This is a genomic window from Streptomyces sp. NPDC000941, from assembly GCF_053599555.1.
This window is the reverse complement of sequence record NZ_JBSFMM010000091.1, coordinates 1-25,280: the sequence shown is the minus strand read 5'-3', so window position 1 is coordinate 25,280 and position 25,280 is coordinate 1. Positions and strand designations below refer to the sequence as shown.

Genomic DNA, 25,280 nt, shown 5'->3' with positions numbered 1-25,280 from the left:
GCCGGACGACCGAGCCTTCGTACTGTGAGCCCCGTAGTGAGTTGTGAATTCAACTCACTAGGGCAACCACCCTGCCGAGAGAAGTCTAGTCCTGCCAACCCGTCTGTCCCGTGACCGGAGCAGCGCGCAGATAGGGCCGGGCCCACCCGAGGCCTCGTCAGCGCGGGGCGATGCCCGTGTCCGAGGAACGGAGCGCCTGATCGAGGAGACCCGCACCAGGGCCTGCCAGCCAGCGGTCGAAGTGCAGCAGGAAGGGAAACTCCGCGCGCAACGCGTCGAGGTTCGCGTTCCCCGCCAGCCTGCCGTCGTCCACAAGCGCTTCCAACTTGCCGAGGACCTCGTCCCGTCCCGGCAGCGTCGTCGGCAGACGGCTGTAGCTGATCATCCGGCCGGCGGCCCGGGTCAGATTCTCGGCCAGGGCATTGCCGGTGAGAGCGTCACCGGCAATCTCCATGGTGCGACTGGCGTAGCGGTCGGGTGAGCCGAAGACCACGGCGACGATGCGGCCGATGTCGCGTACTGCGATGAACTGCATGGCCTGGTCCGGGCGCATCAGGAAGGACAGGTGCCCCCGGTCGAGGCCCATTTCGGGGGTCACGAGGAGCTCCATGAACGTGGCCGGCCGAATGATGGTGCCGACGATGTCCAGATTCCGGACATGGGCCTCGATACGGCTCTTGGTGTCGAGATGATCCACGCCCGTTGTCGAACCCGCGGTGACCGCCGAACTGTAGACGAGGTGGGCGACGCCGCAGCGCTCGGCGATCTCGGCCACCGCCGCGCCGAAACGGACCTCGTCCTCGTTGCTCACGTCGGCGCCGGCCTGGCCGGAGTTCGGCTGGACACTGAAGACGCCGTGAGCGTCGGAGAAGGCCGCGCGGAGCGACTCCGGATCGCCGAGGTCACCGCGGACGGTTTCGACGCCCGCGGCGGAGAGGGACCGGGCCCGGTGGCCGGACGGGTCCCGCACGACCGCGCGTACCCCCCAGCCGTCGGCCCGCAGCGCAGCGGCGACCGATCCTCTCTGCTGCCCCGTGGCGCCGAGGACGACGACGGTTTTGTCGATGTTGGTCATGCCGACCACACTGCGCCCTCGGTGATCACGACTGTGTTCCTGATGAACATTGCCGATTTTTCCTGAGGCCTTGAGAAGTGAGTCGGAGACGTGCTGGTCATAGGCGTGCTCCAGAGTTCGGACGGGATGGTTCCCACTGGTCTCCGCTCCCGGAATCCGAATGGCCAGCGCCGATATCCGGACGGTGCCGTCGAACGGGTCAGGCTGATCCAACAGCTGTACTCCGTGGGCTTGACCAGCAGAACCATTCGCGAGGTGCTGCCGTTCGCTGACTCCGGCGGGGCGTCACCGGAACTGCTGGAGCTGCTCGGCTCCGAACGCGACCGCCTCGACCGGCAGATGACGGACCTGCAAAACGCGCGCAGGCGGCTGCACGACTGCATCACCGAGGCGCGTAATCATGGCGGAACAGGAAGTTCATCCTGAGCCAGGGGGCAACGGGCCGAGTGGGCAGTTGATACGTCGACGGCACCAGGGGCGTGTCCGGGAGGCGACCACTTCCCTTACCGGCTCAGGAGAAGCGGTCAACGCCCGCCGGCGCTGTGACCACATGGGTTCGACGGTTCGGATGCCTACAGGTTGTCGACGTAGAAGTTCGTGAGCCGTTCGACGGCGGCGTCGACGTATTCGGGCTCGTCGTACATCTCGTAGTGGCCGGCGCCCTCGATCACCATCAGGTCGACGGGGTTGGGGGCCATCTTCCACAGCTGCATGCCCGCTTCGTAGGAGCCTGTGTTGCCGATGCGTCCGGCGAGGATGACCTGCAGTGGCTGGGTCATGAGTGGGTCGACCAGGTGGAACGCGTCGTAGCCCAGCAGGAGGGAGTCGCTGCGCGAGAGGCGGCGGTTGGTGGAGTGCTCGTTGCCGCCCCGCTCGGTGCGGTAGTAGGTAATAGCCTGCGTGGTGTCGATATCGGTCAGACCGGCTGCCGCGGCGTCCTCCAGGGTGTCGGGCAGCCAGTTCACTCGGGTCATCTCGCCCGAGCGGGCCTCTTCGATGCGCGCGTCGGCGAGGGCGTCGAGTGCGGCGGCCGGGCCGTCGGACTGGAAGCCGCGGAACGAGGTGCCCATGTTGCCGGGGACCACGGTTCCGACCGCCTTGATGCGGTGGTCCGTGCGGGCGGTGTGCACGGCGTAGCCGCCGCCGGCGCAGATGCCGAGGACGCCGATGCGCTGCGGGTCGATGCCGGGGGTCGTGGTGAGCGCGTCGATGGCGTAGGAGATGTCCTCACCGCGGCGGTAGGGGTCTTCGAGGTCGCGGGGTTCGCCTCCGCTCTGCCCCTGGTGAGCGGGATCGAAGACGAGCACCGCGATGCCGCGGGCGGCGAGGCGGGACGCGTAGTTCGCACCGATCTGCTCCTTCACGCTGCTGCCGGGCGTGGAGAGCACCACGGCGCGCAGCGGCGCGGCGCTGTCGGCGTTGTCGGGCAGGTGAAGGTCGGCCGCGAGCTCGATCAGTCCGCGCGGGATCGTGATGTGCTGAAGCATGGGCAGCGCCCTCCGTGAGACCATTCCTCCATAGCTGCGCCAGTACAAAAACGATACTAGTACAGCTTGGAACTAATACAGAACGGTACCACTTGGTTGGGGGACTCACATGTCGGCCGACGGTGCGCAACTGTGGACGCTGAACCAGCGGCTGCTGAGTGTCGTGATGGACGCCTGCACGGAGGAGCTGACTGATCTCGGGCTGGAGACGAAGGAGTTCTTCGTCCTGGCGGAGGTGGCCGCGTCGCCGTACCCGGCAGAGATCGCGGCGGCACTGCTGCTGCCCAAAGCAAGCGTGACGGTCTACGTCCGCAACCTCGTCGCCAAGGGATTCATCCGGCGCGAGATCGACGACGCGGACCTGCGGCGTCACCGCCTCGTACTCACCTCCGCGGGCACAAAGGCGCGAGATCGTGCGCTCGCAGCCCTGGCGGCGGAGTACGACCGCAGGCTGGCGAGAATCACCCCGCAGGACCGTACCGAACTGCAGCGCATCCTTCAGGAGATGCTCTCGCCCGCCGACCGGGCGGAGGCCTGACCACGCAGGCTCAGGCTACGCCGGCAGTACTACGAGCTTGCCGCTCAGGTGCCCGGATTGGCTCACCGCCAGTGCCGCCGCAGACTCGTCGAGGGGGTAAGTGCCCGCGATAGGCATCTGCAGCCGTCCAGCCTCGATGAGGGCGAGGATGTCACCGAGCGCTTGGGAACCCCCCGCTCCCGGCTCGGCCATGTGCACCTGGATTCCGGTGTCCGCGGCGTCGAAGGCCACGAGTGAGAGGACGCGTGTCGGACCGCCGGCGAGTTCGATCGAGTCCGGGATTTCACCGCGGCCGGAGGCGTCGAGGACCGCGTCGACTCCGTGGGGGGAAATCGCTCGTACGCGGTCGACCAGGCCCTTGCCATAGGTGACCGGTTCCACACCGAAGGAGCGGAGCTGTTCATGGTTGCGTTCGCTCGCGGTGCCGATGACACGCGCACCGCGGGCGACGGCCAACTGTACGGCGAAGGTGCCCACGCCACCGGCTGCGGCATGGACCAGCAGCGTCTCCCCCGTGGAGATCTTCAGCTTGTTGAGGACCTCCCAGGCGGTGATACCAGTACCGGCCAGGGTTGCGGCAACCTCCCACGGGACGGAGGCCGGCTTGGCGACCAGTACAGCGGGGTCAGCGAGCGCCGACTGCGCGTAGGAGGGTGTAAGGGAGGCCCCCAGCACCTCGTCACCGACACTGAAGGCGGTCACGCCCTCGCCGACCTGGTCGACTACGCCGGCCACGTCGGAGCCGAGGCCGCCCGGGAGATCGACGGGCATCACCTGGCGCATGTATCCGTGCAGGATCTTCCAGTCGATCGGATTGACACCTGCGGCGCGCACCACGAGCCGTACCTGCCCGGGGCCCGCGGTGAGCGGCGGAACATCGACGATACGCAGCACGTCAGGGGTGCCGTACTCGGAGAACCGCACTGCAAGGGCCATTTGCTCGACTCCAAGATCTTGGGTGCTACACGCGGGAGAGCGGGCACGGCCGTGTCACTGACCGCAGGGCCCCGCATGGTCGCAGTACGGCTGGAGGCGGCTCTGCCCGCAGCCGCACAGAATGACCCTGGTCTCGGCGCGCGCGCCTTGCGGCGTGTCCACGCTCAGCTCCCCGCGCACGGTCAGCTGCCCGATGGCACTGCGGGTGATCATGGTGGGCCGGTCGGGGGTTTCCGTCCCGCCCTCCACAAGTTCGTACTGGAGCGCGCCCGAGGGACAGCGCCGCACGACCTCCGCCAGGCGCTCGGCCGTAGTCCTGTCCAGCTGGATCCACGGTCGCTTCGTCGGGTCGAACACCTCGGGCAGGCGATGGACGCATTCGGCGGCGTGGAGGCAGCGCCTGGCCTCGAAGATCACCGTGATCGATTCCGTCCGGTATGCCTTCTGCTCGGATTCGCCGCTCATGCCCGCCTCCGTTCCTGCCGTGCTCGGCTTTCAGTCACTGACCTTGCTGCGGGACTGGTACAGCAGGTCCTGGTACTCGGGGTGCCGGCTGATCCAGCCCGCGAAGAAGGGACAGGTGGCCAGCACCCGCAGGTTCGCGGCACGTGCCTCGTCAAGGGCTGTACGGACCAGCGCGGACCCGACTCCCGCGCCCTCGTACTCCGCCTCGACCTCGGTGTGCACGAACGCAACGAGTTCCGTCGTACGGATGTATTCCGCCACGCCCGCCACCTTGGACTCTCCATCGACGCGGGCCTCGTAGCGCTTCGCCTCGGGCACGTCGCTCACTTCGACCGTCATGTGTCCTCCTTGTGGGGTCTGATCCCGCTCAACTCGGCAGAATCCCGTCGGCCAGGACGTCAGCCTAGCCTCGCAAGGTTGATGCATCAACTTAACCCATGACGAAGGCATCCGCAGCGCCGAGCGAGCACAGGGCGCCGACCTCCAAGCCCGCACGAGACACGGCTCGAGCACTCGCCGGCCGGGTGTGAACCGAAGCATCCCGGTCACGACGCACGCACCCTCGCTGAGGGTTGCGTCGCCGCCACCGCCAGTAGATGAGCTGTCAACGATTTCGTTAGACTGCCCCCATGGACGCACAACCGCGCTGGCTCGACCCAGAACAGAAGGCCGCCTGGGACAGCTTCATCCGGATGCAGGAGACACTCATCGGACGGCTGTCCCGGCGCATCCAGGCCGACTCCGGATTGTCAGCAGCCGACTACATCGTGCTCGTCAGCCTCACCGAAAGAGGCAACGGGCGGATGCGCTTCCTGGATCTGGCCAAACTCGTGGAGTGGGAGAAGAGCCGAATGTCCCACCAGGTCACGCGGATGGCGAAACGCGGGCTCGTGGCCAGGGAGGAATGCCCCGACGACGGACGCGGAGCATTCATCGTCGCCACCCCGGCCGGCTACAAGGCGATCGAAGAGGCCGCACCCCCGCACGTCGAGCACGTCCGCCGCCTGTTCATCGATGCCCTGACCCCGAACCAGCTCAGCACACTCGGCCGGATCTCCAAGCGCGTCCTGGACCACATGGAGAAGCAGCCGGACTGACCGGGCGGGGGACGCGACTGCCTGGATCACGAGAGGTCTGCCCTGCGCCGACTCGAAGGGACGTCCTGACGCACGGGGCTGCCGGTCGGCGGGGGTTTCCCTCCTCTCCTCCCACGCCAGGACTGGAAGGGCGCAGGGTTGACTGAGCTTTCATCCGGAACCCTAGGGCAACATGGTTGACCTGTCAACCTCTGGGGATCGGGGCAGAAGTAGCCGCACATCGGCCGCCCTTGGCGGCGGCAAGGCCGACGCCGGGTGGCGCTGCCGGGGCTACACCACGATCACCGGCAGCCCGGCCTGATGGGCAAGCAGCTGACGGACGGTGACATCGCCCTTGCCGGCGGCGGCGAATTCGGGCCAATAGGCCGCCACACGCTCATCGTGGTCGAGCAGGCCACGTGCGTGCAACACCACGAGCGCCACTGCCGCCACGCCCTTGGACGTGGAGAAGACCGGCACCATCGTTTCCGCCTCCCAGGGAAGACGGTTGCGGCCGTCCCGGTAGCCGCCCCATAGGTCCACGACCTTCCGCCCGCAGTGGTAGACGGCGCGCCGCCTGTCGAGAGGGGCACCCCCGACCGGTGGGTGCAGCTGCACCCACCGCGACACGATCTAGTTGACATGCCAACCATAGAAGTGTCATGGTTTACGTGTCAACTAGATCGGCGGAGGTGGTGTGGGCGCGGGACCTGCCCGGCGGGGAACTCGCGCAGGTCGCCCGGCACGGACGTCCCGCCCGGTCGTCACGGACCACGCACCGCCACACCCCGACACAACGAAAGCGTTGAGCGAAGTGAACACGATGGATGTTTCGCAAATCGAGTTCGGTATCGACAGCTTCGGAGACCGGCCCCGAAACGACCAGGGCGTGATCGTCTCGCACGCGCAGGCGATCCGCGCCGCGGTGACCGAAGCGGTCCTTGCCGACCAGGTCGGTATCGACGTTGTTGCGTTGGGCGAGCACCACCGGCCCGAGTACGCGATCTCCAGCCCTGAGACAGTGCTGGCGGGCATCGCGACAGCCACGAAGCGCATCCGGCTGGCCTCGGGCGTGACAGTGCTGTCCTCGGACGACCCGGTGCGAGTGTTCCAGCGGTTCGCCACGGTCGATGCGCTCTCCAACGGCCGCGCCGAGGTGATCCTCGGACGCGGTTCCTTCACCGAGTCGTTCCCCCTGTTCGGGTACGACCTCAAGGACTACGAGGTGCTGTTCGAGGAGAAGATCGACCTGTTCCATCGGCTCCTGGACGAGAAGCCGGTCAGCTGGGAAGGCACCACGCGTGCCGCCCTGCACGATGCGGACGTGTACCCGAAGACGGATTCGGGACGTCTCAACACCTGGGTAGGGGTTGGCGGGACACCGCAGTCCGTGCTCCGCACCGCTCAGTACGGCTTCCGGCTCATGCTCGCAATCATCGGCGGCGCCCCCGACCGGTTCGCTCCCTACGTGGATCTGTACCGGCGTGCCAGCCACGAGTTCGGCACGACCGCGCAGCCAATCGGCACGCATTCGCCCGGCTTCGTCGCCTCCACTGACGAAGAGGCCAAGGAGCTCTTCTACCCTGGGTACAAGGAGATCCGCGACCGGATCGGGGGGCAGCGCGGCTGGCCGCCGCTCCGCCGGGAAGAATTCGACGCCGAGGTGGACCGCGGGTCGCTGTACGTCGGCTCGGTCGAGACGGTCGCGGCCAAGATCGCCCATGCCATCCGGGTCCTGAACGCGGGCCGGTTCGACATGATCTACTCCGCCGCCGGCACCGTTTCAGCCTCCGCACGTCTGCGTTCGGTCGAGCTGTACGGCACCCAGGTCATCCCTCGGATCCGCGAGCTTCTGGCCGAGCAGCCCGCGGCCACGGCGGGAGCGGCGCGATGACCAACCCTGTCACCACTGTCGGGATCCTGGGAGCCGGGAAAGTCGGCACCGTCCTGGCGCGCCTGGCGGTCGCCGCCGGCTATCGAGTCCTGATCTCCGGGTCCGGTGATCCCTCCAAGATCGCGCTTACCACCAAGATCCTCACCCCCGGAGCGATCGCCGTATGGCCGGCCCAGGCCGCGGATGCCGCCGACGTGGTGGTCCTGGCTCTGCCGCTCGGCAAACACCGCGACCTCCCAGTCCCGAAGCTGGAGGGAAAGCTGGTCATCGACGCGATGAACCACTGGTGGGAGGTCGATGGTCCCCGCGACGCGATCCTCCCTCCCGATACCTCTTCGAGCGAAGTCGTTCAGCGGTTCCTGACAGGCGCACGTGTCGTGAAAGCCCTCAACCACATGGGTTACCACGACCTCGAGGACGGGGCTCGTCCAGCCGGCGGCCTCCGACGCAAGGCCATCGCGATCGCCGGCGACTCGCCCAAGGATCTCGCCGTCGTGTCTGCGCTGATCGACACTCTCGGATTCGACCCACTCACCATCGGCGACCTCACAGCGGGCGTCCGACTCGAGCCCGGAACCCCCGCCTTCGGAGCCAATGTCGACGCCGTCCGGCTTCGCGTGCTTACCGCCACCCCCGCTCCGACAACACTTTTTGAGCACTCGTAACAGAAGAACAGAAGCACCTCGGCCGGACCGGAGAACCTGGCGCAAGCGAAGAACGAATATTCTTCCATACCGAGGTGTGCCAGGATTTCGGTGGACGTGATCTGGTTGCGCTGCTGGTGAGCAAGGCACTCACAGACAGCATTCGCGAAAACGTCACCGTCGTGCCGTTGTGCCCAATGTTCGCTCGCCATCTGCGGGTGCATGGCGACGAATTCGTCGCGAACGGTGGTGTGTTCCGTCAGCCGATACCTGACGACATAGGCGTGATCACGCGCGCCGCGCTCGGCGAAGCGTGAGGCCATCTCCCTGGGTTGCATCGACAATGTGACGCAGTGAAGCGCCGCCAGGTGCCTCCTGGTACCAGGGCGGACGCAACGCGGTTCTCACGGCGCGAAGATGGCAATTATGCATGGAGGACGAATGCGGCCAATCATTCCCGACTACCTGGCCGAGGTACTGAGAGATGTGGAGTCGGACACGTCCGGAGAGCCGGCGGGATACATCCCTGAGCTCGCAGCAGCGAACCCCGAGCGCCTCGGTGCGGCCTTTGCCATGATTGACGGAGAGGTCTATGGTGCCGGTGACATCGATATCGAGTTCACAATCCAATCGATCTCCAAGCCGTTCGTGTATGCGTTGGCCCTGTCTGATCGCGGATTCGACCCCGTGCTCGCCAAAGTCGGTGTCGAACCGTCCGGAGAGGCGTTCAACGAGATCTCTCTCGAAAGCGATACGGGGCGCCCTCTCAATCCCATGATCAACGCTGGCGCGATCACCGTACACTCACTGGCCGGCGCGGAGGACCTGAATCCGACGGAGCGTGTGGAACGCGTGCTCCACGGCCTCTCGGCGTTCGCCGGTCGTCGACTGAAGATGGATGAGGCGGTATGTGCGTCAGAGATGGAGCACGCGCACCGCAACCTCGCCATTGCCCACATGCTCCGCAGTCACGATGTCCTCACCAAGGACCCAAGGACCATCGTGGACGGCTACACCCGCCAGTGTTCCGTGCTCGTCACCACGCGTGATCTGGCCATGATGGCTGCGACGTTGGCCAACCGTGGGATCAACCCTCTCTCGGGTGAGCAGGTGGTGCCGGAACCGGTGGTGCGTCAGGTGCTGAGCGTCATGTTCAGCTGTGGAATGTACGACGCCGCTGGTGACTGGGCGACCCAGGTCGGTATTCCGGCAAAGAGCGGGGTGGCCGGGGGCCTGATCGGCGCGCTCCCCGGACAGATCGGCATTGCCACGTTCTCACCACGACTGGACGGTCACGGGAACAGTGTTCGCGGGGTGTCACTGTTCGAGCGATTCTCTTCGGACATGGGTCTGCATGTGATGGAGGTCCCCGCCGCCGCGCGTGCCGTCGTGCGGTCCCACCATGTCGTCGGCAGCGGACCGAACGCGCTCCGGGTCCTGCAACTGCAAGGTGGCGTCGGCTTTGCCGGAGCCGAGAGAGTTGTTCAGGAAGCCATGGACATTTTGCCTTCGGACGTCAGGGTGGCTTTGGACCTGACAAGGGTCCATTCGATCGACGATGTGGCACGGCGCGTGCTGCTGGAGGTCGCACGCCGGCTGACGCTGACTGGTCACGAGGTCTACCTCGTCGACCCAGAATCGATCATGCCCGATCCCGATCCCGGCGATGGTGGCCGAGTCACAGTCGTAGACAACGTGGATCAGGCTGTGATCCCGACTCGGGGCAGCTCAGCACAGGAGCCAGCCGGATACGGATCGGCGAATCCTCTGGCCCGCCTCCAATAACACAGAGTTCTCACACAGATATGGGCCGGTGTTCGTACGTCGGCCGGGAGGGAAAGAAATCATGGGTTACATCACCGTCGGCATGGAGAACAGTACGCCGGTCGAGCTCTACTACGAGGATCAGGGTTCCGGGCAGCCGGTCGTCCTGATCCACGGCTACCCGCTGAACGGGCACAGCTGGGAACGTCAGACGCGCGAGCTGTTGGCCCAGGGCTATCGGGTCATCACCTATGACCGTCGTGGCTTCGGCCAGTCGTCGAAGGTGAACTCCGGTTACGACTACGACACCTTCGCCGCTGACCTGAACACGGTCCTTGAGACCCTCAACCTCCAGGACGTCGTCCTTGTCGGTTTCTCGATGGGCACCGGGGAACTCGCCCGCTATGTGAGTCGCTACGGTCATGAGCGTGTCGCGAAGCTCGCCTTCCTCGCCTCGCTCGAGCCGTTTCTCGTCGCCCGCGACGACAACCCCGACGGGGTGCCGCAGGAGGTCTTCGACGGCATCGCCGCGACCGCAAAGGCGGATCGGTACGCCTGGTACAAGCAGTTCTACGCGGACTTCTACAACCTCGACGAGAACCTCGGCACCCGTATCAGCGAGGAGGTCGTGACCGGTAGCTGGAACGTCGCAATCCGCAGCGCTCCGGTGGCTGCGTACGCTGTGGTATCGGCATGGATCGAGGACTTCCGCGCCGATGTCGAGGCGGTCCGCGCGAGCGGCAAGCCCGCACTGATCCTGCACGGAACGAAGGACAACATCCTCCCGATCGACGCCACTGGGCGCCGATTCCACAAGGCACTCCCCGAGGCCGACTACGTCGAGGTCGAAGGAGCACCGCACGGCCTGCTCTGGACCCACGCCGACGAGGTCAACACCGCGCTGCGCGACTTCCTCTCGAAGTGACGGTGGATGACCGGCTGTTCCCCTGACGGATTCTCATGACGCGGAACCGCGTCAACGCCGCCGACGAGGGGCGTATGTGGCGCCGAACTGTTGTTGAGGCGCCACATACGCCCCTCGAACGCGGGAGGGATACGACATGCCGTGGAGCACTCGCCGGCTCGCAGCGGGGCGACCTCCAGCGCACGAGCCCGCTGCGCAGGGCCGGCGTCGCCGATCCGGCGAGGATCTCCACGTCCCGCAGCTCTCCGGTGCGCAGCCGCTTGAGGACGAGTTCCTCGCGCCGGACGACGAAGACGCCGACGAGGGCCGAGTAGACGGCGAACAGCAGGGAGAAGCCGACCGCGGCGGGCAGCATGAGCGTTCCGGTGGTCAGCCCGGCTCCCGCGAGATCCATCTCCTTGGCCGCCGACTTCACACTGAACGGCAGCACCAGCGGCACGAACAGGGTAGCGATCAGGGGCCCCTTGTTCCGTCCAAAGAGGGTCAGCTCGGCGCGGGCGAGGGCGACCATGCGCGACCTCAGCGTGCTGATTCGCGCCACGCCGCACCGAGGCGCTCGGAGTGGCCGTGGTGGCGCTCATGCCACGTACTCCTTCGCCGTCTCCGGTGTCGTTCCGTCGCTCGTCCGTGAGGAGACCTCTTTGACGATGCTCAGGAAGGCTTCCTCCAGGGACGCCGAGCGCACGTCCAGGCGGCGCAGCTCGACTCCGGCCTGTCCGGCCCACACCAGCAGTCCGGTGGCCGCGCGCCGGAGTTCCCGGGTTTGCAGCTTGACCATCCGGCCGTCGACCTCGTGGTCGCTCACGCCCAGTGAGGCGAGCGGTGGCAGGTCGCCCACGAAGTAGCCCGCGGGGAGTTCGAAGGAGATGTGGGACGGCTGAGCCGCGGTCACCTCGGTCGGGGTCCAGGTGGCGGCGATCCGTCCCTCGTGCATGATCGCGAGCCGGTCGGCGAGGTGCTGGGCCTCCTCCAGGTAGTGCGTGGTCAGCAGCACCGTCGTACCGGCGTCACGCAGTGCGCTCACCAACTCCCAGGTGTCCCGGCGGCCTTCGGCGTCCAGCCCGGCGCTGGGCTCGTCCAGGAAGAGCACCTCGGGGTCGCCGAGCAGCGCGAGCGCCAGGTCCAGGCGGCGCCGCTGGCCGCCGGAGAGCTGCTTCACGCGGGTGTCGGTCTTCGACTTCAGGCCGACCAGATCCAGGACTTCGGCCGGCGGGCGGGCGCCGCTCACACACCCCGCCCACATGCTGGCGGTCTCCGCGACTGTCAGTTCGGAGGGGAAGCCGCCCTCCTGGAGCATGACCCCGGTGCGGGGGCGTACGGCGGCCCGTTCGGTGTACGGGTCGTGCCCGAGGACGCGCACTCGCCCGCCGGTCGGAGCCGCGAGGCCCTCCAGTAGTTCGACCGTCGACGTCTTGCCGGCGCCGTTCGTGCCCAGCAGCGCGAAGACCTCGCCGCGGCGCACGGAGAAGTCGACACCGCGCACGGCCTCGAACCCGCCCCCGTACACACGCCGCAGGTCCGTGACCTCAATCACAGGTTCGTGTCCGTCTGTTCTCATGTTTCAACCCTCTCCGTGGAAGCACGGGGAACCAGTGCGCCCTGTCACCAGCCGGCATGACAAACGTCATACGGCGGTTGTGTGCGAGGGAGGCACGCCTGTTCAGTACTCCGGCAGCGGTGTGGCCCTGAGCTAGTGATCGTCGTTGACCAGGCGTGAAGGGCGTGGCTGAGGCCGACTGCTGGACTGGGGAGTTGGAGTCGGTGTTCGAGAGCGGGTGGCAGGCCGGCTCGGTCGGGCGGATCTACGGTGGCGCATGCGGGACTACGTCCGCGGTCCGCTGGGCCGAGCGCGAATCATCACCCTTTTCGGGATCACAGCCCATAACTGCTCATAGCTCAGTTCGCCCTCGGGGGAACCGCGTTCAGAACTCCTGCCCGGCCGGCCGCACCAGGACCTCGTGCACCGCGAACCGACGTGGCGACGCTGCCTGGCCCGCCGGCCGGCCACGGAACTGATGTTGACGATGTCGGCGTGCGCGGCGGCATTCAACGCTACGAGAGACGCGCGATCGGTGACGTCCGCCTCGATGGCAATCGCGCCGTTGCCGATCTCCTCTGCGATGGCGGCGATGCGATCGAGCCGGCGAGCCAGAAGTGCCACGGCGAATCCGGCCGCCGCGCGTTCTCGGGCGGTCGCGGCGCCGACCCCGGAGGATGCACCGGTGACGACGGCGACACCAGCCGAGGTGCGGGAATCGGTCATACGTCTCCCCCTTTCGATTCTCCTGCAGCCGATCAACAATTAGTTGACATGTCGACCACTGGAGAGCGCACATCGAAGCATTGGAGGGTTCGCACGACAACTGGCACGTCGGCAGCACTTTGACGGTTTCACTGTGCTCAGGGAGAGGGTCAGCTTCTCCGGAATCTCGTTGTTCGTGCGCCCTCGCGCCACGAAGCGGACGATCTTGTGCTCCTGCGGGCTCAGTCGCTGTGTGGCGGCCGAGTTCTCGGTGTGCTGCGGTGGGCTCAGGTGCTCCAGAAGCCACACGGTGACAGACGGGGAGATGAGAGAGTCCCCTCCGGCCGCGGCATGCACCGCCTCGATCAGCAGCCGGCGCGTCGGAAGCGGCATGGAAGCTGGGACGCTTCAGCTGCCACCCACTGTGTGGTGCCTCAGGTCTGGTTCTCGCCACCGTCGACGTAGACGTTCGCGCCGACGACGTAGCTGCTCTGGCCCGAGGCCAGGAAGGCCACGACTGCGGCGGCCTCCTCGGGCTGGCCCATGCGGCCCTTGGGCACGGTCGCGGCGACCTGCTCCTTGATGGCCCGGGCGGTCTCCTCGTCGCCGAAGGCGGCGGTGCCCCCGGGAGTCTCGATCCATGCCGGCGAGACCACGTTGACCCGGATGCCACGGCCCTTGAGCTCGGTGGACCACGTCCGCGCGAAGGACCGGACGGCCGCCTTCGACGCCGCGTACGCGCCGAACGCTTCCATTCCGCGGTCAGCGGCCGTCGAACCGACCAGGACGATCGAGGCTCCGTCGTTGAGCAGCGGCAACGCCTTCTGCACGGTGAACAGCGTGCCTCGGGTGTTGACCGCGAAGGTCTGGTCGAAGTGCTCCTCGGTGGTCTGTTCCAGCGTCATGAACGAACCGATCGCCGCGTTCGCCACGAGCACGTCCAGATTCTGGCCTCGCGCCCGGACCGCCTCGTAGAGCCGGTCCAGGTCCTCCGGCTTCGCGATGTCGCCGACGACCGCGGTGGCCCGGTCCGTTCCGATGGTCTTGACGGCGGCCTCCAGCTCGGCCTCGCGTCGCCCGGTGACGAACACGTACGCGCCCTCGTCCGCCAGCCGTACGGCGGTGGCCAGACCGATACCGGTGCTGCCCCCGGTGACCACCGCCGTCTTGCCTTCCAGCTGTCCCATGTGGGTGTCTCCATCACTTTCTCGTTGCCGATCCGTCCGACATCGATACTGCGGGAGATCGCGGATACTATCCATGATGCAGAGTCCAGAGTTCTTTACGTATCGTCCAGGAGGTGCCGTCGGTGCTCGGATTTCGGGATCCAGTTGCTGACGCGATCAGCCTGCTCCGGCCCCGCACGGTGATCGGGCCCAGTCTCCGGGCCGCGGGAGAGTGGGCCTTGCGCTTCGACACGTTCTTGCACGTGCGGATCGGGGGCCTCGTGCGCGGCACGTGCTGGTTGATCCTCGAAGGACACGAGCCGGTGCTCCTGCATGAGGGCGATACCTTCATGCTGGGCAACCCGCCGCCCTACGTGCTGGCCAGCACGCTCGACGCGAGCCCGCGCCCTGCGGAGCAGGTGTGGGGGGCTACCGAAGACGGGTTCGTGCGGATCGGCCCGGAGTCCGAGGAGGACCTCTACCTCTGCGTCGGGCACATCGCGTTCGACGACCAGAACGCGGCCCTCCTGACCGATCTTCTGCCGCCGCTCGTGATCGTTCGCGTGGGCGACCTTCATGGCGGGCGGCTCGCGCAGCTGATCGATCTCCTGGCCACCGAGGTCGGGGTCGCCGCCGCCGGCGGCCCGCTGGTGCAGAACCACCTCGCACAGATCCTGCTCGTGCACATGCTGCGTGCTCACGCCGGTCAGACAGACCGGCCCACCGGCTGGCTGAGCGCCCTGAACGAGGACGGCATCGGTGCCGCCCTGCGCGCCGTGCACGCGGACGTGGCCCACTCCTGGAGCCTCAAGGAGCTCGCCGACATCAGCCACATGTCGCGTTCCGCGTTCGCCCAGGCCTTCAAGAGCCACGTCGGTGTCCCGCCGCTGGAGTACCTGATCCAATGGCGCATGAGCCTCGCGCGCGACGCCCTCGCCCGCGACACTCTGTCGATCTCCGAGCTCGCACGGGCCACGGGTTACCAGTCCGAGAGCGCGTTCAGCACCGCGTTCCGCCGCGTGGTCGGCTCATCGCCCGCACAGTTCCGGAACCAGGCACGGCAGCCGGCGCCCTCGGCCGCGAACGGAAGCTGAAGGAGGCGTCCTGTTCAGCAGTGAACTCGCCGAAATGGTCACCTACAACGGCGGTCGCCTCTTGTCATGTTGGGCGTGACGCTCGCTGTCTTCGAACGTGCTGGTCGGCGGTTCTGGCCTGACGCTCGATCGGGGGCTCGTGCGCGCCGCTGGAGGCCGCGCCGGATGCCGACCTGCTCGTTGTCGGAGCCCCGCAGGCGGCGTGGGCGCCTCGCGCTGCAACTGGGAGTGATCAACCACGTTGTGCTGCATCACACACCGTCTCCAATCGCGGTGGTTCCGCAGATATGACCGCCACCCACTGGAGGCCCGCCCCGCATCCGCGCGGTCAACCGCATCCCATACGCCGCACGACCGCCCCCTCCTCTCGGTGCCGTACCGGAACGACCACGACGCTGAAGTCACCACGGCCGGTGCTGGTGACGGCTGCCCCTCCCGGCACGGTGACAGCCGGTCAGGCCCCTGGCTCACGCGGAGGCGGCCGGCCCGGCCGGTGGGTGTCGCGGTCTGTCCGCAACCCATGACGCCAGGAGGGCCCACCGGTCTGGAAGGTCACGCCGATCCAGTTCGCCCAGCCGACCGGCTGCAGTGCCCAATAGCTGATGGCCCGGTACAGCAGCGTCCCAGCGATCGCCGGTCCGGGAGGCAGGCCGTACAGCACCAGCAATGCGGACAGGCTCGCCTCGACCACCCCGATGCTGCCGGGCGTCAGACGCAGACTGCCGGGGATCTGCGTGAGCGCGTACGCGAGCAAGATCCCGCGCCAGGGCACGCCGATGCCCAGCGCCCACAGGCAGGCTGCCAGGCAGGCAGCGTCGAAGACCCAGTTCATCAGGGCGTACGTGGCCGGTCCCAGCCACGGCCGGAAGCCGCGCTGCAGGCTCCTGGCCTGCTGCACCATGCGCGCCAGCAGCAGCTGGGCCTGCCGTACCCGCCCGGACCGCCCGCCTGCGGTGAACCAGGCCCGCCGCACCGCTGCGCGGAAGCCCGCGAAGCGGGAGAGACTGAACACCACCAGGCCGATCACCAGCGCCAGCACCAGCGCCCCGGCAAGCGGACGCACCACGGCAGCGGCACCGGCCGCACCGACCGTGAACATCCCCAGTACGGTCAGAATCGCCAAGCCGAGCGCTGAGAGCGCCCCGGCGACCATCAGCACGGCGGCGGCCAGGACTGGTTCCACGCCCCGACGGTTCAACTGTCGGTACACCCAAGCGGTAGCGAAGGCTGCCCCGCCCGGCAGCGCTCCGGCCACGGCGTTGGCCGCCACCGTGATCGCGGTCATCCGCCGCAGACTCCACCGCACCCCGCCCGCCAGCAGCAGCCGACGGGGCACAGCGGCGAAGCACACCACCGACAGCGCCTCGCACCCCACGGCGGCCGCCAGCTGCGGCACCCGCACCCGCGAGATGAGGCCGAACGCCTGCGCAAGCTCGTGCCGCCGCCAGACAGCCACCACGACCGCGGCCCCCACCAGCAAGCCGGCACCGACCCACCACACCGGCCCCGGCCGCACGAGACGACCCGCCTCCCAGTCCTCGCGGTCCGCTGCCGCGGAATCCGGCCGCTCAGCCACAGGGCGTCACCGCCGAGAGGCAGCACCGCGTCAGGGCCGGACGGCGTCGAGGAGCCAGCAGCCCACAGGCGGTGCAGGTCGCCCGGGCCGCTTGCCGGGGCTGCCCCTCGACGGTGTCGGCCCCTTCCGGAGCCCGGGGAGGGACGCTGTCCACGGCACTCCTCCAGCCAGAATCACTGTCCCCGTCAGCACATCATCAGGACATACCGCCACTGCGACAGGCGCGCCCCTCCCAGTCGAGGGCCTGCGCTATGTGGCGGCACCGCCGGACTGTGGGCGCCGCCACGCGATGATGAACCCGCTGGTCAAGTCCCTGATCAAGATGCGCGGCCCGAGGCGGTGCCGTGCTCTTCGGATCAAGGCGGGCCGGCGCGAGGGAAGTGGCGCACTGCTGCCCCGAGGCGAACACTGGAAACCGGGCGACAAGGCATCCGACACACAGACCGGCAGCCACCGGCAGACGGACAGGAGGACGCCCGTGCACCACACAGTCAGGGCGGCATGCTGTGCAGATCATTGATGCCCGGACCCTTGAGCCCGCCGAGATCCGGCGCAGGCCCGGCGGGCTGCTCAGGGTGTGCGTGCGCACCTCGCCCACAGGGCACTTCGACGGAGCGGGTGACCTGCGTGGACTGCTGATCGCCGACGTGCTGTTCCGGATCGCGGAACTGGACGGCGTACAGGTGATCATCGGACACGTCGAGACGTACCCGCCTGAGGACGCGCAGGCACTGACCCGCGCCGCAGGCTTGCTGGGAATCCGCCCCCCGACGGTCCGCACGCTCGACTCGGCGCACTGTGCTCCCTTCGGCGGCCCTGTGGACGTGCATATCCTGGCCCCCGCGGTCAGGGTCCGGCACCCCGGTCACGAACTCCTGGTCGAAGTGGCGCCCACACGGCTGCCGGGCGGCCTGGGCGCGGTGACCGCAGGCGGGCACGATCCCCTTGCCATACGTCTGGCGCTGCTCGACCACGGCCACACGCGTCCGGCCCGCCTCGGTCCGGACGAGCTGCCCCGCGCTCAGGCGCTGCTGGACCGCTGGCGTCACCGGGTGGCCGCGTGGGCCGACTCGCCGTCGCGGCCGATGCATTCCGACACCGTGCGGTGTCTGGATGCCGCCTTCCACCATGACCTGGACACTCCTGCGGTCCTGGCCGCCCTGCGACGGCTGGAATCGGAGCCCGGGGTGCCAGATGGATCCCGGTTCGAGACCTTCGCCTATGCCGACCGTGTCCTTGCTCTTGAACTGCCGCGGGAGATCGGCCGGAGATGAACGACGGTGGCCACCGCGAAGGCGCTTGCCCGCCTCGGTCGGCAAGCCGTGTGCAAGCGACCACGTCAGGGCGAGCGCAGGGCGAGTACAGCGATGTCGTCGTGCTGGTCGTCACACAGGCGGGCCAGCAGCTTGTCCCGGAAGACGGCTAGCGACTCGCGGGCGAGGGCGGCCGCGTGCTGCTGCAGCCTGGTCAGGCCGCGGCCGATGTCCTCGCCGGGGCGTTCGATGAGGCCGTCGGTGCAGAGCAGCAGGGTGGTGCCAGGAGGCAGGGCGATGGTGACGGTCTCGCGAAACTTCGCGCCAAGTTCGCGTCGCAGCGTCCACGAGGACAGCGACTGGATGCGCACCGGACCGTCGCACGCGTTCGAACCTCCTACCCTGGCGTAGTGGCCAATGTTTTACGGAGGTGAGATCACGGTGACCCTGGGGGCACTGGAGAGCGCGGTCATGCGGGTCTGCTGGGAGGTCCAAGAGCCAGTGACGGTCCGCGCCGTACTCGACAGACTCAACGAGGGCCGGGAGCAGCCGCTGGCCTACACCACGGTGATGACGGTGATGACGCGCCTCGCAGAGAAGCGCATGCTCGATCGGGCCATACAGGGGCGTGGCTACGCGTACACAGCCACCGTCGCGGATGAGGCCGCGATCGCCGTACGGGAGGTGCTGCGGGCGCATGGGGATGCCGCGGTCGCGCATTTCGCCGCCGAGGCGTCACTGGATCCGCAGCTACGGGACCGTCTTCGGCGGCTCTTGGAGCAGTCGCCGTGACCGGCAAGCGAGCCTTCTGGACTCTCATAACGGCGTCCGTGGCGATTCACGCGGCGGTGGCCTTCCTTGGCTGCTGTTTGGTCACAGCTCTGGCCTGGCAGTTCACCCATCACGGGATCGGTACCGACCCGCGGTCGGGCGCCGCGTGGGCCGGCGCCACGCTGCTCGCCCTCTCTGCGGCTGGAGCGATACGGTCCGCCCGGCGGCTGTGGCTTGGACTCAGCGCGACTCGGGCCATGGACCGCCAGGTCCGCGCCATGGCTGTCACCGATACGGCCATACACACCACCGCCCAGCCGGTGGGCCTGACCGCCCGAGTGGATGTGATCGAGAGTGCCGGTCGCTTTGCGTTCACCCACGGACTGCTGCGCCCCCGAGTGACGGTCAGCAGCGGGCTCATGAAGTCGGCGACTCCTGGGGAATTGCGTGCGGTTCTGGCTCATGAGGCCGAGCACGTCCGTGGGCGCGATCCACTCAGAACGCTCGTGGCCGATTTCCTGGCGGCACGCCACATCGCGCTTCCGCTCCTGCGTCACCTGCGAACGGTGGTCGCCGCCGACCGTGAACTGGCGGCAGACCGCTGGGCGATGGCTCACTGCGGCGTCGGCGCCGTGGCCGGGGCGCTGCTGAAGGCCGGCGACACTCCCCGATGGGCGAACACCGCCCCCGCCGCCGCGATGGGAGACCGCACGTTGCTCGCCGCCAGGATCACGCAACTTGAGGGCGCGATACCGCCGCCCATACGTCCGGAACACCGGCAGGTCGCTGTCACGGCCGCCGGGGCCGCGCTCTACATGTGGGCGATCGTCGGCTCCGCCTGGCTGATGTCGACGACTCCGTTGGCCTGCTTGGGAAGAGGTCACTGAGGTTCGCCCGCCTACACCCCCTATCTACTACAACCACATAGTAATTACTACGTGCTCGTAGTAGACTCGAGGGCCCTACCCGCCGAGAGGAGTCATACATGGCCTCCGCGACGGACCGCGAGAAGCCGATACGCCATGCGCTCTTCGCTCGCATCTACCCGAGGATCAACGCCTTCGCCGAGGCCCACGGTGCCCTGGAACACCGGCGGGAGCTGCTGGCCGAGACCACCGGCCGGATCGTGGAGATCGGCGCGGGAACCGGCGCCAACTTCCCGCACTACCCGCCGAAGGTCGAGCAGGTCATCGCGGTCGAACCGGAGCCACGCCTGCGTGAACTCGCAAAGCGGTCGTCGGCCGGATCCTCAGTGCCGGTAGAGATCCGCGCAGGCCGGGCCGAGGCGCTACCCGTCTCCGACGCTTCCGCCGACGGAGTCGTGGCCTCGCTCGTCCTGTGCACGGTCGCCGACGTCCCCGCCGCGCTCAGGGAAGCCGCCCGTGTGCTACGACCGGGCGGGCTTCTGTACTTCTACGAGCACATCCGATCGACACGCCCCGGCCTGGCGAGGCGGCAGCGGATCATCAACGTGGTATGGCCACTGCTGGGCGGCGGCTGCAATCTCACCCGGAACCCCGAACCAGCCATCACCGCCGCCGGATTCAGGATCGAGCGCGCACGGCACTTCGACTTCCTCATCAACGGCCGCACCACACCCAGCTCCCCCTGTGTCATCGGCGTCGCGCGCAAGGCCGAGATCGCCGCCCAGGAGAACACCGCGTAATGCGCGAGCGAGACTTCACAGTCTCACGGACACCGCGCGGCGAGACGTGACCCTGATCGGTCAGCGAGCGCACCGGACGGGGCACAGGCACCTGAGTCTTCGCCCACCACGGTCAGGTCGTCACCCAGCGCCGCGGCGATTTCGGCGGCCCAGGAATGGTCGTCCCATCGGCGCGTCAGGCAAGCGCGGGCATGGCCGTGCCGGAGGGATCACCAGGCGGCCGAGCCGCCGATCCCACCCTTGGCAATCTTCCCCTTGTCACGTACGAAACCCGGCGTCCAGGGATCTCGGTACCGAAGACCTCGTCGTAGCCCGTGACTTGGGAGGCGAGGAGCTCAGTGGGCAACCGTCGCCCCAGCAGTTCGCATACCGGCCCGCCCTCACTGGTGAGCCGGGAGAAGAACTCGGCCATGGCGGTCGCGGTCGTGTGCAGGTTGACCGCCCCGAAGACGGCCTGCCGCCGGGCCCGGGAGTTGACCCGCTCCACGTCCGGCACCCCGACCGGGGTCTGCAGCCACGGTTTGGCGTGGAGCTGCCGTGGCCAGTTCGGGTCCACGCATGCCAAGTCGGCGACACGGACCAGGGCCTCATCCGGCACCCCGAACCACGCGTCGAGCCCCAGCTCGGGCCATACCACATCATTGAACATCTCCCCCAGCGTTGCACCGGCGCTCGCTCGAAGGATGCCAGCGCACCCGCCCTGACCGCGGCCAGGGCAGCGAGCGTGACGAACGATTTCGACAGCGAGTAGTGCTGGACCAGGGTGTCGCCACGCCAGGGACGGCTGGACGGCTCCTCCCCGCACCCCCCACCCCGCGTTCAGCCGGACGACCTCGCGGCCCTCCCGCCAGACCGATACACCTGCCCCGGTCTCCAGGCCGTTGTCCACCAGCCGTTGGAAGACCTGGCGCACCGCGTCGACAGTAACCCCCCGGGGGATGTCGGAGGCACGGTGAGGCACCGACGCTCCCGTCACCTGGTGGAGCCCACCAGGTGACGGGAGCCCTGAGGCGATGAGGCTCGATAGGCCACCAGCGCCATCATCCTGGCCTCGCCGTGGTAGACGTTGTGGCAGTGCAGCATCCACTGGCCGGGGCTGTCGGCGTCGAAGACCACGGACAGTTTCTTCGGCAGCACGATCGCGGTGTCCTTGCGAGGCCCGGAGCTGCCGAGTTGGTAGGTGTGGCCGTGCAGATGCATCGGGTGCCACATGCCCGTGCGGTTGACGATGTCCAGCCGGACCCGTTGCCCCTCCTCTTAGAACTCCTAACGAAATGATCTCCGTGGTGGTTGGATCACTCCGGGGCTGGTGATCTGGGGGTGTGGGGTGGCTCGGCCGAAGCCGTGGGAAGTCGACGACGAGTTGTGGGCTGTGATCGAGCCGCTGCTGCCGAAGGTGGAGCGTCGGGCCCGGCATCCCGGCCGCAAGCGGCTTCCGGACCGGCTGGTGTTCCAGGGCATCCTGTTCGTCCTGCACACGGGGATCGGCTGGGAACACCTCCCGCAGGAACTCGGCTTCGGGTCGGGCATGACCTGCTGGCGCCGCCTGGCCGAATGGACGGAGGCCGGCGTCTGGGCCCGGTTCCACGAGGTCCTTTTGGCCAAGCTCCGCAGCGCGAACGCCCTGGACTTCTCCCGGGCGGCCGTGGACGGCTCTCACATCCGGGCGTTAAAGGGGGATCCAAGACGGGACGAAGTCCTGTCGACCGGGGCAGGACGGGCAGCAAGCATCACCTGATCACCGACGCCACCGGCATCCCGCTTGCCGTCATCTTGACCGGCGGCAACCGCAATGACGTCACTCAGCTGATCCCGCTCCTCGATGCGGTGCCACCGGTGCGGGGCAAGCGAGGTCGGCCCCGGCGCCGCCCCGACGTGGTGCTGGCCGACCGCGGCTACGACCACGACAAGTACCGCCGCCTGGTCTGGGGCCTCGGCGTGAAACCGCTCATCGCCCGCCGGGGCACCGAGCACGGCTCCGGGCTCGGTACTCAGCGCTGGGTCGTGGAACGCGCCTTCGCGCACCTGCACTGGTTTCGCCGTCTGCGCATCCGCTGGGAGATACGTGATGACATCCACGAAGCCTTCCTGAGCCTGGGATGCGCACTCATCTGCTGGCGCCGTCTCTCACGGCTGGTCCGGGACGCCCCTGCCCAGTAGCCATTCCTTGACGCTCGGGGAGCTGTCCAGGAGTCGGCTGACCTCCATGCCCTCATCCCGTGAGGTCACTCTCGGCAGAGGGGCGAAGTCACCAGGCAGGACGTCCAGCAGGCTCATCACGCGGTCTCCCGCATGAAGAGTGATGAGCAGTTCGCACCGAATCTGACGCGGGATGCTGGGGCGATGCGGCAGGCTGTTCCACAGGGCTGGCCACAGATAGTGGGTCCCATCGGGCGCCGCATTCGCCTGCACCCATGCCGGGTCCAACCGCTGGTTGAGGCTGAGCTCACATGCCCGCTCCTCCAGCCTGACCAGCGAGGCCGTATCGAGGACCTTCAACTCCCGAGGCACCGGCTCATCCGAGTTCATCGCCCCATGCTGCCCGACAGCACCCCAGCACCTGGAACCGACCCATCGAAGATCATTTCGTTAGGAGTTCTTAGCGCTCACCCATGCCGATCAGCAGGGCATCGGCCGGCTGGTGCTCGACAGGGCTCCTTGTAAGGGGCTTGCCTGCCGAAGGCCCAGCTCTTGGCCATGACGCCGTCGCCGAGCTCCAGCATGGCGGGCGCGGCGATCAGGGTCAGCTTGTGCACCCTGCCGGTACGGGTGCGCTTCTTCTCTGCGGCGGCCACGGCCAGGTCGGACGGCTTGACCAGGGCGGTGGTGCGGTCGGCGTCGCCGCTGGAGCCGCGGCAGGCGGCGAGCGCGGACGCCGAGATGCCGTGGGGGCGGCCTACAGAAGCAATCGAGAGAGCACGGAAAGGTCGGGCGGCGCCCACCTCACGGTGCCGGGAACAGGGCGACCGGCCGGGATGGCGTGCACGTCGCCCTCGCGGCCGACCCAGGGCTCGCTCGGCGGCATGTGTTTTACGACGTCGATGCCGGCGGCCGAGCAGTGCTGCACGCCCATGCCGGAACAGGGTCCATCGTCACCGTGCGCGGCCGTCTCGTGGTGGAGGAGCACTGCGAACGCGGCGAACAGTGCGACGACCGCGCCCCACACCCAGCGTCCGGCGCCACCACGGGCACGGTCCCGTCCGGCCCCGGCTGTGGCCATGGCTTCCAACCCTGCTCTCGGTGAGCAACTCCGCGAATATACCCGGTGGGGGTAACACTGAACGCTCTCCTCATCTCCTACGTACTCAGGGGCTCAGTAGCCGATGCCGCACGACGCACCGAGGCCGTACCCAGAAGACGAGGGAAGGCAACAATGGAGACTCTGAGCTGGTTCGTAGCGGCGGTCGCCGCGCTGGTGACCGCCGTCAGCCTGATCCGCATGGTGACCACCAAGGGGGATACCCGCTTCGCCGCAGGAGGCGATGCGTTGATGGGCGTGTCAATGGCCATCATGGCCCTGCCCGCGACAGCGGCCTGGTACGCCGGTCACGGCATGTGGTGGGCCATGGCATTCGCCCTCCCGGCACTCGGTGGCGTGGTGATGGCCGCCAAGCACACGCGTGCGAGCGGCTGGAGCCACGGCCGCCAATGGGTGCACCTCATCGTCGGCAGCGCAGGCATGGTGATCATGACGCTCGCCATGACGAGCACGTCCTCCGGACCGGTACTCGCACTCGGCGGCTCAGCCATGGCCGGGATGCCGGGCATGGAGAACATGCCCGGGATGAACTCGACACAAGGCATGGACGGGATGGAAGGGATGCAGGGCATGGGAGGGATGCACGGGATGAACACGCCGGGCATGACCACCGCTGCCGATGCCACCGCCGCGTCGTCCTCGGGCCCCTTCTGGCGTTACGTGGCCGCGGCGCTCGCGGTGTACTTCCTGTTGTCCATCGGCGCGTCTGTCTGGGCCCGGCTCCGAGGGACCGACGGGAAGCACCTCCCCCCCGCCCGCGACGGCGGCCGAGGCCGCACATGGGGACGTTGGCTGCTCGCCATGCCGGACACGGTGGTGGTCTTCGTGGTATCGCTGACCCTATCGGTGTGGGACAAGGCCCGGACGGTGGAGCGGGGAAGCCACGGGCGCCGGCGCAGGCTCGGCACGGCGCCGGACGCCGCACTGGCCGCTCATATCGGTATGGGCGGAACCATGTCCGCGATGCTGCTCATGATGGTGGTGTGACGGGCCTTGCCGAGCGTGACGGACCTCGCCGAGCTTGTGCGGAACCGCCGACCGGCATCCTCAAAGCCATGGCTCGTCCACCTGGGTGCCCATCGGCCACGCCGCGAGTCTCATCCTCCCGGTACGGAGCAGGACAAGCGCACCATGAGCTGCAACCGGACCATCCGGCTGACGTGATCGGCGAGCGCCGGCATGCCCCGCCCCCAGAGAGTCCCGGCATGACCTTTACCAGTTTCCCTCCAGTCCCGTACTGCCCTGAGAGGGCTTCTCGAAACCGAGTGTGGGGCTGGGTTTGTGCTGGTCAGGCATAGTTCCGGGGTGGGTGAGGTAGGTCCGGTGCGTCCGTGGAGGTGGCGTGCTGGAGGTATGTGATGGCGTCGGTGCTGGGGCGGCTGGAGGAGCGGGAGCGTGCGGCCCGGAAGCGGGTGGAGGAGTTGCAGGCCGAGCTGGAGGCGGCGCAGT

General features: G+C 67.9%; 30 protein-coding genes and 2 pseudogenes. 15 read left to right on the top strand and 17 right to left on the bottom strand.

The features are described from left to right. Nucleotides 1-157: 157 nt before the first annotated feature. Nucleotides 158-1,075 (bottom strand): NmrA/HSCARG family protein, encoded by a 918-nt coding sequence (locus ACWDSL_RS27255; RefSeq protein ID WP_450489692.1) that lies wholly within the window; start codon nt 1,073-1,075, stop codon nt 158-160. Between the two features lie 126 nt (nt 1,076-1,201). Here ACWDSL_RS27255 and ACWDSL_RS27250 point away from each other — a divergent pair, with 126 nt between their 5' ends. Further along, entirely contained in the window at nt 1,202-1,501 is a 300-nt protein-coding gene (locus ACWDSL_RS27250) for a MerR family DNA-binding protein (protein WP_450489718.1), read from the top strand. A gap of 146 nt (nt 1,502-1,647) precedes the next feature. Here ACWDSL_RS27250 and ACWDSL_RS27245 read toward each other — a convergent pair whose 3' ends face one another. Beyond that, on the bottom strand, nt 1,648-2,562 hold the full coding sequence (locus ACWDSL_RS27245; protein WP_450489690.1) for an alpha/beta hydrolase: 915 nt from the start codon (nt 2,560-2,562) through the stop codon (nt 1,648-1,650). A gap of 109 nt (nt 2,563-2,671) precedes the next feature. On the opposite strand from ACWDSL_RS27245, the gene ACWDSL_RS27240 reads away from it, so the two are divergent. Beyond that, nucleotides 2,672-3,100, top strand: coding sequence for a MarR family winged helix-turn-helix transcriptional regulator (locus ACWDSL_RS27240; protein ID WP_450489688.1), 429 nt, complete (start codon nt 2,672-2,674; stop codon nt 3,098-3,100). A 15-nt stretch (nt 3,101-3,115) separates the two neighbouring features. On the opposite strand, the gene ACWDSL_RS27235 is transcribed toward ACWDSL_RS27240, so the two are convergent. The 3 genes from ACWDSL_RS27235 to ACWDSL_RS27225 are packed head-to-tail and all read right to left on the bottom strand — an operon-like array spanning nt 3,116 to nt 4,840. Continuing rightward, complete coding sequence (locus tag ACWDSL_RS27235) at nt 3,116-4,036, bottom strand: NADP-dependent oxidoreductase (RefSeq protein ID WP_450489686.1); 921 nt, start codon at nt 4,034-4,036, stop codon at nt 3,116-3,118. A 54-nt stretch (nt 4,037-4,090) separates the two neighbouring features. After that, on the bottom strand, nt 4,091-4,501 hold the full coding sequence (locus ACWDSL_RS27230) for a (4Fe-4S)-binding protein (RefSeq protein ID WP_450489684.1): 411 nt from the start codon (nt 4,499-4,501) through the stop codon (nt 4,091-4,093). A gap of 30 nt (nt 4,502-4,531) precedes the next feature. Then, entirely contained in the window at nt 4,532-4,840 is a 309-nt protein-coding gene (locus tag ACWDSL_RS27225) for a GNAT family N-acetyltransferase (RefSeq protein ID WP_030354507.1), read from the bottom strand. A gap of 290 nt (nt 4,841-5,130) precedes the next feature. Between ACWDSL_RS27225 and ACWDSL_RS27220 the strand changes: the two genes are divergently transcribed. After that, nucleotides 5,131-5,598 carry a MarR family winged helix-turn-helix transcriptional regulator gene (locus tag ACWDSL_RS27220; RefSeq protein WP_089512220.1) on the top strand — a complete coding sequence of 156 codons (468 nt, stop codon included), beginning with the start codon at nt 5,131-5,133 and terminating at the stop codon, nt 5,596-5,598. Between the two features lie 270 nt (nt 5,599-5,868). Here ACWDSL_RS27220 and ACWDSL_RS27215 read toward each other — a convergent pair whose 3' ends face one another. Beyond that, nucleotides 5,869-6,195: a serine hydrolase domain-containing protein gene (locus ACWDSL_RS27215; RefSeq protein WP_450489682.1), complete on the bottom strand. Its 327-nt coding sequence runs from the start codon at nt 6,193-6,195 to the stop codon at nt 5,869-5,871. A gap of 205 nt (nt 6,196-6,400) precedes the next feature. Between ACWDSL_RS27215 and ACWDSL_RS27210 the strand changes: the two genes are divergently transcribed. The 5 genes from ACWDSL_RS27210 (at nt 6,401) to ACWDSL_RS27190 (ending at nt 10,804) form a co-directional block, all read left to right on the top strand. Beyond that, nucleotides 6,401-7,471, top strand: a complete 1,071-nt coding sequence (locus tag ACWDSL_RS27210; RefSeq protein ID WP_450489680.1) for an LLM class flavin-dependent oxidoreductase — start codon at nt 6,401-6,403, stop codon at nt 7,469-7,471. Continuing rightward, nucleotides 7,468-8,136 carry an NADPH-dependent F420 reductase gene (locus ACWDSL_RS27205; protein ID WP_450489678.1) on the top strand — a complete coding sequence of 223 codons (669 nt, stop codon included), beginning with the start codon at nt 7,468-7,470 and terminating at the stop codon, nt 8,134-8,136. The genes ACWDSL_RS27210 and ACWDSL_RS27205 overlap by 4 nt, the downstream gene beginning before the upstream one ends. A 56-nt stretch (nt 8,137-8,192) precedes the next feature. Beyond that, a complete protein-coding gene (locus ACWDSL_RS27200; protein WP_450489716.1) occupies nt 8,193-8,432 on the top strand; it encodes an N-acetyltransferase in 240 nt (79 codons plus the stop codon). Nucleotides 8,433-8,556: 124 nt separating this feature from the next. After that, nucleotides 8,557-9,900 (top strand): glutaminase, encoded by a 1,344-nt coding sequence (locus ACWDSL_RS27195; protein WP_450489676.1) that lies wholly within the window; start codon nt 8,557-8,559, stop codon nt 9,898-9,900. 61 nt (nt 9,901-9,961) lie between these two features. Then, nucleotides 9,962-10,804, top strand: coding sequence for an alpha/beta fold hydrolase (locus ACWDSL_RS27190; RefSeq protein ID WP_450489674.1), 843 nt, complete (start codon nt 9,962-9,964; stop codon nt 10,802-10,804). A 178-nt stretch (nt 10,805-10,982) separates the two neighbouring features. Here the strand turns inward: ACWDSL_RS27190 and ACWDSL_RS27185 are convergent. From ACWDSL_RS27185 to ACWDSL_RS27165, 5 genes and pseudogenes are all read right to left on the bottom strand, one after another. Then, nucleotides 10,983-11,315, bottom strand: a pseudogene (locus ACWDSL_RS27185) (ABC transporter permease); the annotation flags it as partial. Nucleotides 11,316-11,381: 66 nt separating this feature from the next. Continuing rightward, nucleotides 11,382-12,362, bottom strand: a complete 981-nt coding sequence (locus ACWDSL_RS27180) for an ABC transporter ATP-binding protein (protein ID WP_450489672.1) — start codon at nt 12,360-12,362, stop codon at nt 11,382-11,384. A 264-nt stretch (nt 12,363-12,626) separates the two neighbouring features. Beyond that, nucleotides 12,627-13,067, bottom strand: a complete 441-nt coding sequence (locus ACWDSL_RS27175) for an SDR family NAD(P)-dependent oxidoreductase (protein ID WP_450489670.1) — start codon at nt 13,065-13,067, stop codon at nt 12,627-12,629. 39 nt (nt 13,068-13,106) lie between these two features. Further along, nucleotides 13,107-13,439, bottom strand: coding sequence for a LuxR C-terminal-related transcriptional regulator (locus ACWDSL_RS27170; protein ID WP_450489668.1), 333 nt, complete (start codon nt 13,437-13,439; stop codon nt 13,107-13,109). 41 nt (nt 13,440-13,480) lie between these two features. Then, nucleotides 13,481-14,233: an SDR family NAD(P)-dependent oxidoreductase gene (locus tag ACWDSL_RS27165; RefSeq protein ID WP_450489667.1), complete on the bottom strand. Its 753-nt coding sequence runs from the start codon at nt 14,231-14,233 to the stop codon at nt 13,481-13,483. A 113-nt stretch (nt 14,234-14,346) separates the two neighbouring features. Between ACWDSL_RS27165 and ACWDSL_RS27160 the strand changes: the two genes are divergently transcribed. Next, nucleotides 14,347-15,306, top strand: coding sequence for an AraC family transcriptional regulator (locus tag ACWDSL_RS27160; RefSeq protein WP_450489665.1), 960 nt, complete (start codon nt 14,347-14,349; stop codon nt 15,304-15,306). Nucleotides 15,307-15,760: 454 nt separating this feature from the next. Here the strand turns inward: ACWDSL_RS27160 and ACWDSL_RS27155 are convergent, their stop codons facing one another. After that, nucleotides 15,761-16,882 (bottom strand): lysylphosphatidylglycerol synthase transmembrane domain-containing protein, encoded by a 1,122-nt coding sequence (locus ACWDSL_RS27155; RefSeq protein WP_450489663.1) that lies wholly within the window; start codon nt 16,880-16,882, stop codon nt 15,761-15,763. Nucleotides 16,883-17,388: 506 nt separating this feature from the next. Here ACWDSL_RS27155 and ACWDSL_RS27150 point away from each other — a divergent pair. Continuing rightward, complete coding sequence (locus ACWDSL_RS27150) at nt 17,389-18,156, top strand: hypothetical protein (protein WP_450489661.1); 768 nt, start codon at nt 17,389-17,391, stop codon at nt 18,154-18,156. A 65-nt stretch (nt 18,157-18,221) separates the two neighbouring features. On the opposite strand, the gene ACWDSL_RS27145 is transcribed toward ACWDSL_RS27150, so the two are convergent. Next, complete coding sequence (locus tag ACWDSL_RS27145; RefSeq protein ID WP_450489659.1) at nt 18,222-18,506, bottom strand: SpoIIE family protein phosphatase; 285 nt, start codon at nt 18,504-18,506, stop codon at nt 18,222-18,224. Nucleotides 18,507-18,576: 70 nt separating this feature from the next. Between ACWDSL_RS27145 and ACWDSL_RS27140 the strand changes: the two genes are divergently transcribed. From ACWDSL_RS27140 to ACWDSL_RS27130, 3 genes are all read left to right on the top strand, one after another. Beyond that, nucleotides 18,577-18,927 carry a BlaI/MecI/CopY family transcriptional regulator gene (locus ACWDSL_RS27140; protein WP_256982560.1) on the top strand — a complete coding sequence of 117 codons (351 nt, stop codon included), beginning with the start codon at nt 18,577-18,579 and terminating at the stop codon, nt 18,925-18,927. A gap of 257 nt (nt 18,928-19,184) precedes the next feature. After that, on the top strand, nt 19,185-19,793 hold the full coding sequence (locus ACWDSL_RS27135; protein WP_450489657.1) for a M56 family metallopeptidase: 609 nt from the start codon (nt 19,185-19,187) through the stop codon (nt 19,791-19,793). A 98-nt stretch (nt 19,794-19,891) separates the two neighbouring features. Further along, nucleotides 19,892-20,572: a class I SAM-dependent methyltransferase gene (locus ACWDSL_RS27130; protein ID WP_450489655.1), complete on the top strand. Its 681-nt coding sequence runs from the start codon at nt 19,892-19,894 to the stop codon at nt 20,570-20,572. Between the two features lie 175 nt (nt 20,573-20,747). On the opposite strand, the gene ACWDSL_RS27125 is transcribed toward ACWDSL_RS27130, so the two are convergent. Beyond that, nucleotides 20,748-21,221 (bottom strand): hypothetical protein, encoded by a 474-nt coding sequence (locus ACWDSL_RS27125; RefSeq protein ID WP_450489653.1) that lies wholly within the window; start codon nt 21,219-21,221, stop codon nt 20,748-20,750. 323 nt (nt 21,222-21,544) lie between these two features. Beyond that, nucleotides 21,545-21,829, bottom strand: a pseudogene (locus ACWDSL_RS27120) (multicopper oxidase domain-containing protein); the annotation flags it as partial. A 70-nt stretch (nt 21,830-21,899) separates the two neighbouring features. Here ACWDSL_RS27120 and ACWDSL_RS27115 point away from each other — a divergent pair. Continuing rightward, a protein-coding gene (locus tag ACWDSL_RS27115; protein ID WP_450489651.1) for an IS5 family transposase occupies nt 21,900-22,732 on the top strand; the annotation gives its coding sequence in 2 pieces (ribosomal slippage) (nt 21,900-22,242 and nt 22,242-22,732; 834 coding nt in all). On the opposite strand, the gene ACWDSL_RS27110 is transcribed toward ACWDSL_RS27115, so the two are convergent. Then, complete coding sequence (locus tag ACWDSL_RS27110; RefSeq protein ID WP_450489649.1) at nt 22,700-23,101, bottom strand: hypothetical protein; 402 nt, start codon at nt 23,099-23,101, stop codon at nt 22,700-22,702. The two genes, ACWDSL_RS27115 and ACWDSL_RS27110, sit on opposite strands and share 33 nt — an antisense overlap. Nucleotides 23,102-23,178: 77 nt before the next feature. Then, on the bottom strand, nt 23,179-23,514 hold the full coding sequence (locus tag ACWDSL_RS27105) for a hypothetical protein (protein WP_450489647.1): 336 nt from the start codon (nt 23,512-23,514) through the stop codon (nt 23,179-23,181). Between the two features lie 497 nt (nt 23,515-24,011). Between ACWDSL_RS27105 and ACWDSL_RS27100 the strand changes: the two genes are divergently transcribed. Next, nucleotides 24,012-24,818 carry a DUF5134 domain-containing protein gene (locus ACWDSL_RS27100; RefSeq protein ID WP_450489645.1) on the top strand — a complete coding sequence of 269 codons (807 nt, stop codon included), beginning with the start codon at nt 24,012-24,014 and terminating at the stop codon, nt 24,816-24,818. Nucleotides 24,819-25,280: the final 462 nt, after the last annotated feature.

Excerpts from the sequence above, each read along its gene's own strand:
- ACWDSL_RS27255 (WP_450489692.1), bottom strand. The coding sequence starts at position 1,075 with ATGACCAACATCGACAAAACCGTCGTCGTCCTCGGCGCCACGGGGCAG.
- ACWDSL_RS27250 (WP_450489718.1), top strand. The coding sequence starts at position 1,202 with ATGGTTCCCACTGGTCTCCGCTCCCGGAATCCGAATGGCCAGCGCCGA.
- ACWDSL_RS27245 (WP_450489690.1), bottom strand. The coding sequence starts at position 2,562 with ATGCTTCAGCACATCACGATCCCGCGCGGACTGATCGAGCTCGCGGCC.
- ACWDSL_RS27240 (WP_450489688.1), top strand. The coding sequence starts at position 2,672 with ATGTCGGCCGACGGTGCGCAACTGTGGACGCTGAACCAGCGGCTGCTG.
- ACWDSL_RS27235 (WP_450489686.1), bottom strand. The coding sequence starts at position 4,036 with ATGGCCCTTGCAGTGCGGTTCTCCGAGTACGGCACCCCTGACGTGCTG.
- ACWDSL_RS27230 (WP_450489684.1), bottom strand. The coding sequence starts at position 4,501 with ATGAGCGGCGAATCCGAGCAGAAGGCATACCGGACGGAATCGATCACG.
- ACWDSL_RS27225 (WP_030354507.1), bottom strand. The coding sequence starts at position 4,840 with ATGACGGTCGAAGTGAGCGACGTGCCCGAGGCGAAGCGCTACGAGGCC.
- ACWDSL_RS27220 (WP_089512220.1), top strand. The coding sequence starts at position 5,131 with ATGGACGCACAACCGCGCTGGCTCGACCCAGAACAGAAGGCCGCCTGG.
- ACWDSL_RS27210 (WP_450489680.1), top strand. The coding sequence starts at position 6,401 with ATGGATGTTTCGCAAATCGAGTTCGGTATCGACAGCTTCGGAGACCGG.
- ACWDSL_RS27205 (WP_450489678.1), top strand. The coding sequence starts at position 7,468 with ATGACCAACCCTGTCACCACTGTCGGGATCCTGGGAGCCGGGAAAGTC.
- ACWDSL_RS27195 (WP_450489676.1), top strand. The coding sequence starts at position 8,557 with ATGCGGCCAATCATTCCCGACTACCTGGCCGAGGTACTGAGAGATGTG.
- ACWDSL_RS27190 (WP_450489674.1), top strand. The coding sequence starts at position 9,962 with ATGGGTTACATCACCGTCGGCATGGAGAACAGTACGCCGGTCGAGCTC.
- ACWDSL_RS27180 (WP_450489672.1), bottom strand. The coding sequence starts at position 12,362 with ATGAGAACAGACGGACACGAACCTGTGATTGAGGTCACGGACCTGCGG.
- ACWDSL_RS27175 (WP_450489670.1), bottom strand. The coding sequence starts at position 13,067 with ATGACCGATTCCCGCACCTCGGCTGGTGTCGCCGTCGTCACCGGTGCA.
- ACWDSL_RS27170 (WP_450489668.1), bottom strand. The coding sequence starts at position 13,439 with ATGCCGCTTCCGACGCGCCGGCTGCTGATCGAGGCGGTGCATGCCGCG.
- ACWDSL_RS27165 (WP_450489667.1), bottom strand. The coding sequence starts at position 14,233 with ATGGGACAGCTGGAAGGCAAGACGGCGGTGGTCACCGGGGGCAGCACC.
- ACWDSL_RS27135 (WP_450489657.1), top strand. The coding sequence starts at position 19,185 with ATGGCTGTCACCGATACGGCCATACACACCACCGCCCAGCCGGTGGGC.
- ACWDSL_RS27130 (WP_450489655.1), top strand. The coding sequence starts at position 19,892 with ATGGCCTCCGCGACGGACCGCGAGAAGCCGATACGCCATGCGCTCTTC.
- ACWDSL_RS27125 (WP_450489653.1), bottom strand. The coding sequence starts at position 21,221 with ATGTTCAATGATGTGGTATGGCCCGAGCTGGGGCTCGACGCGTGGTTC.
- ACWDSL_RS27110 (WP_450489649.1), bottom strand. The coding sequence starts at position 23,101 with ATGAACTCGGATGAGCCGGTGCCTCGGGAGTTGAAGGTCCTCGATACG.
- ACWDSL_RS27100 (WP_450489645.1), top strand. The coding sequence starts at position 24,012 with ATGGTGACCACCAAGGGGGATACCCGCTTCGCCGCAGGAGGCGATGCG.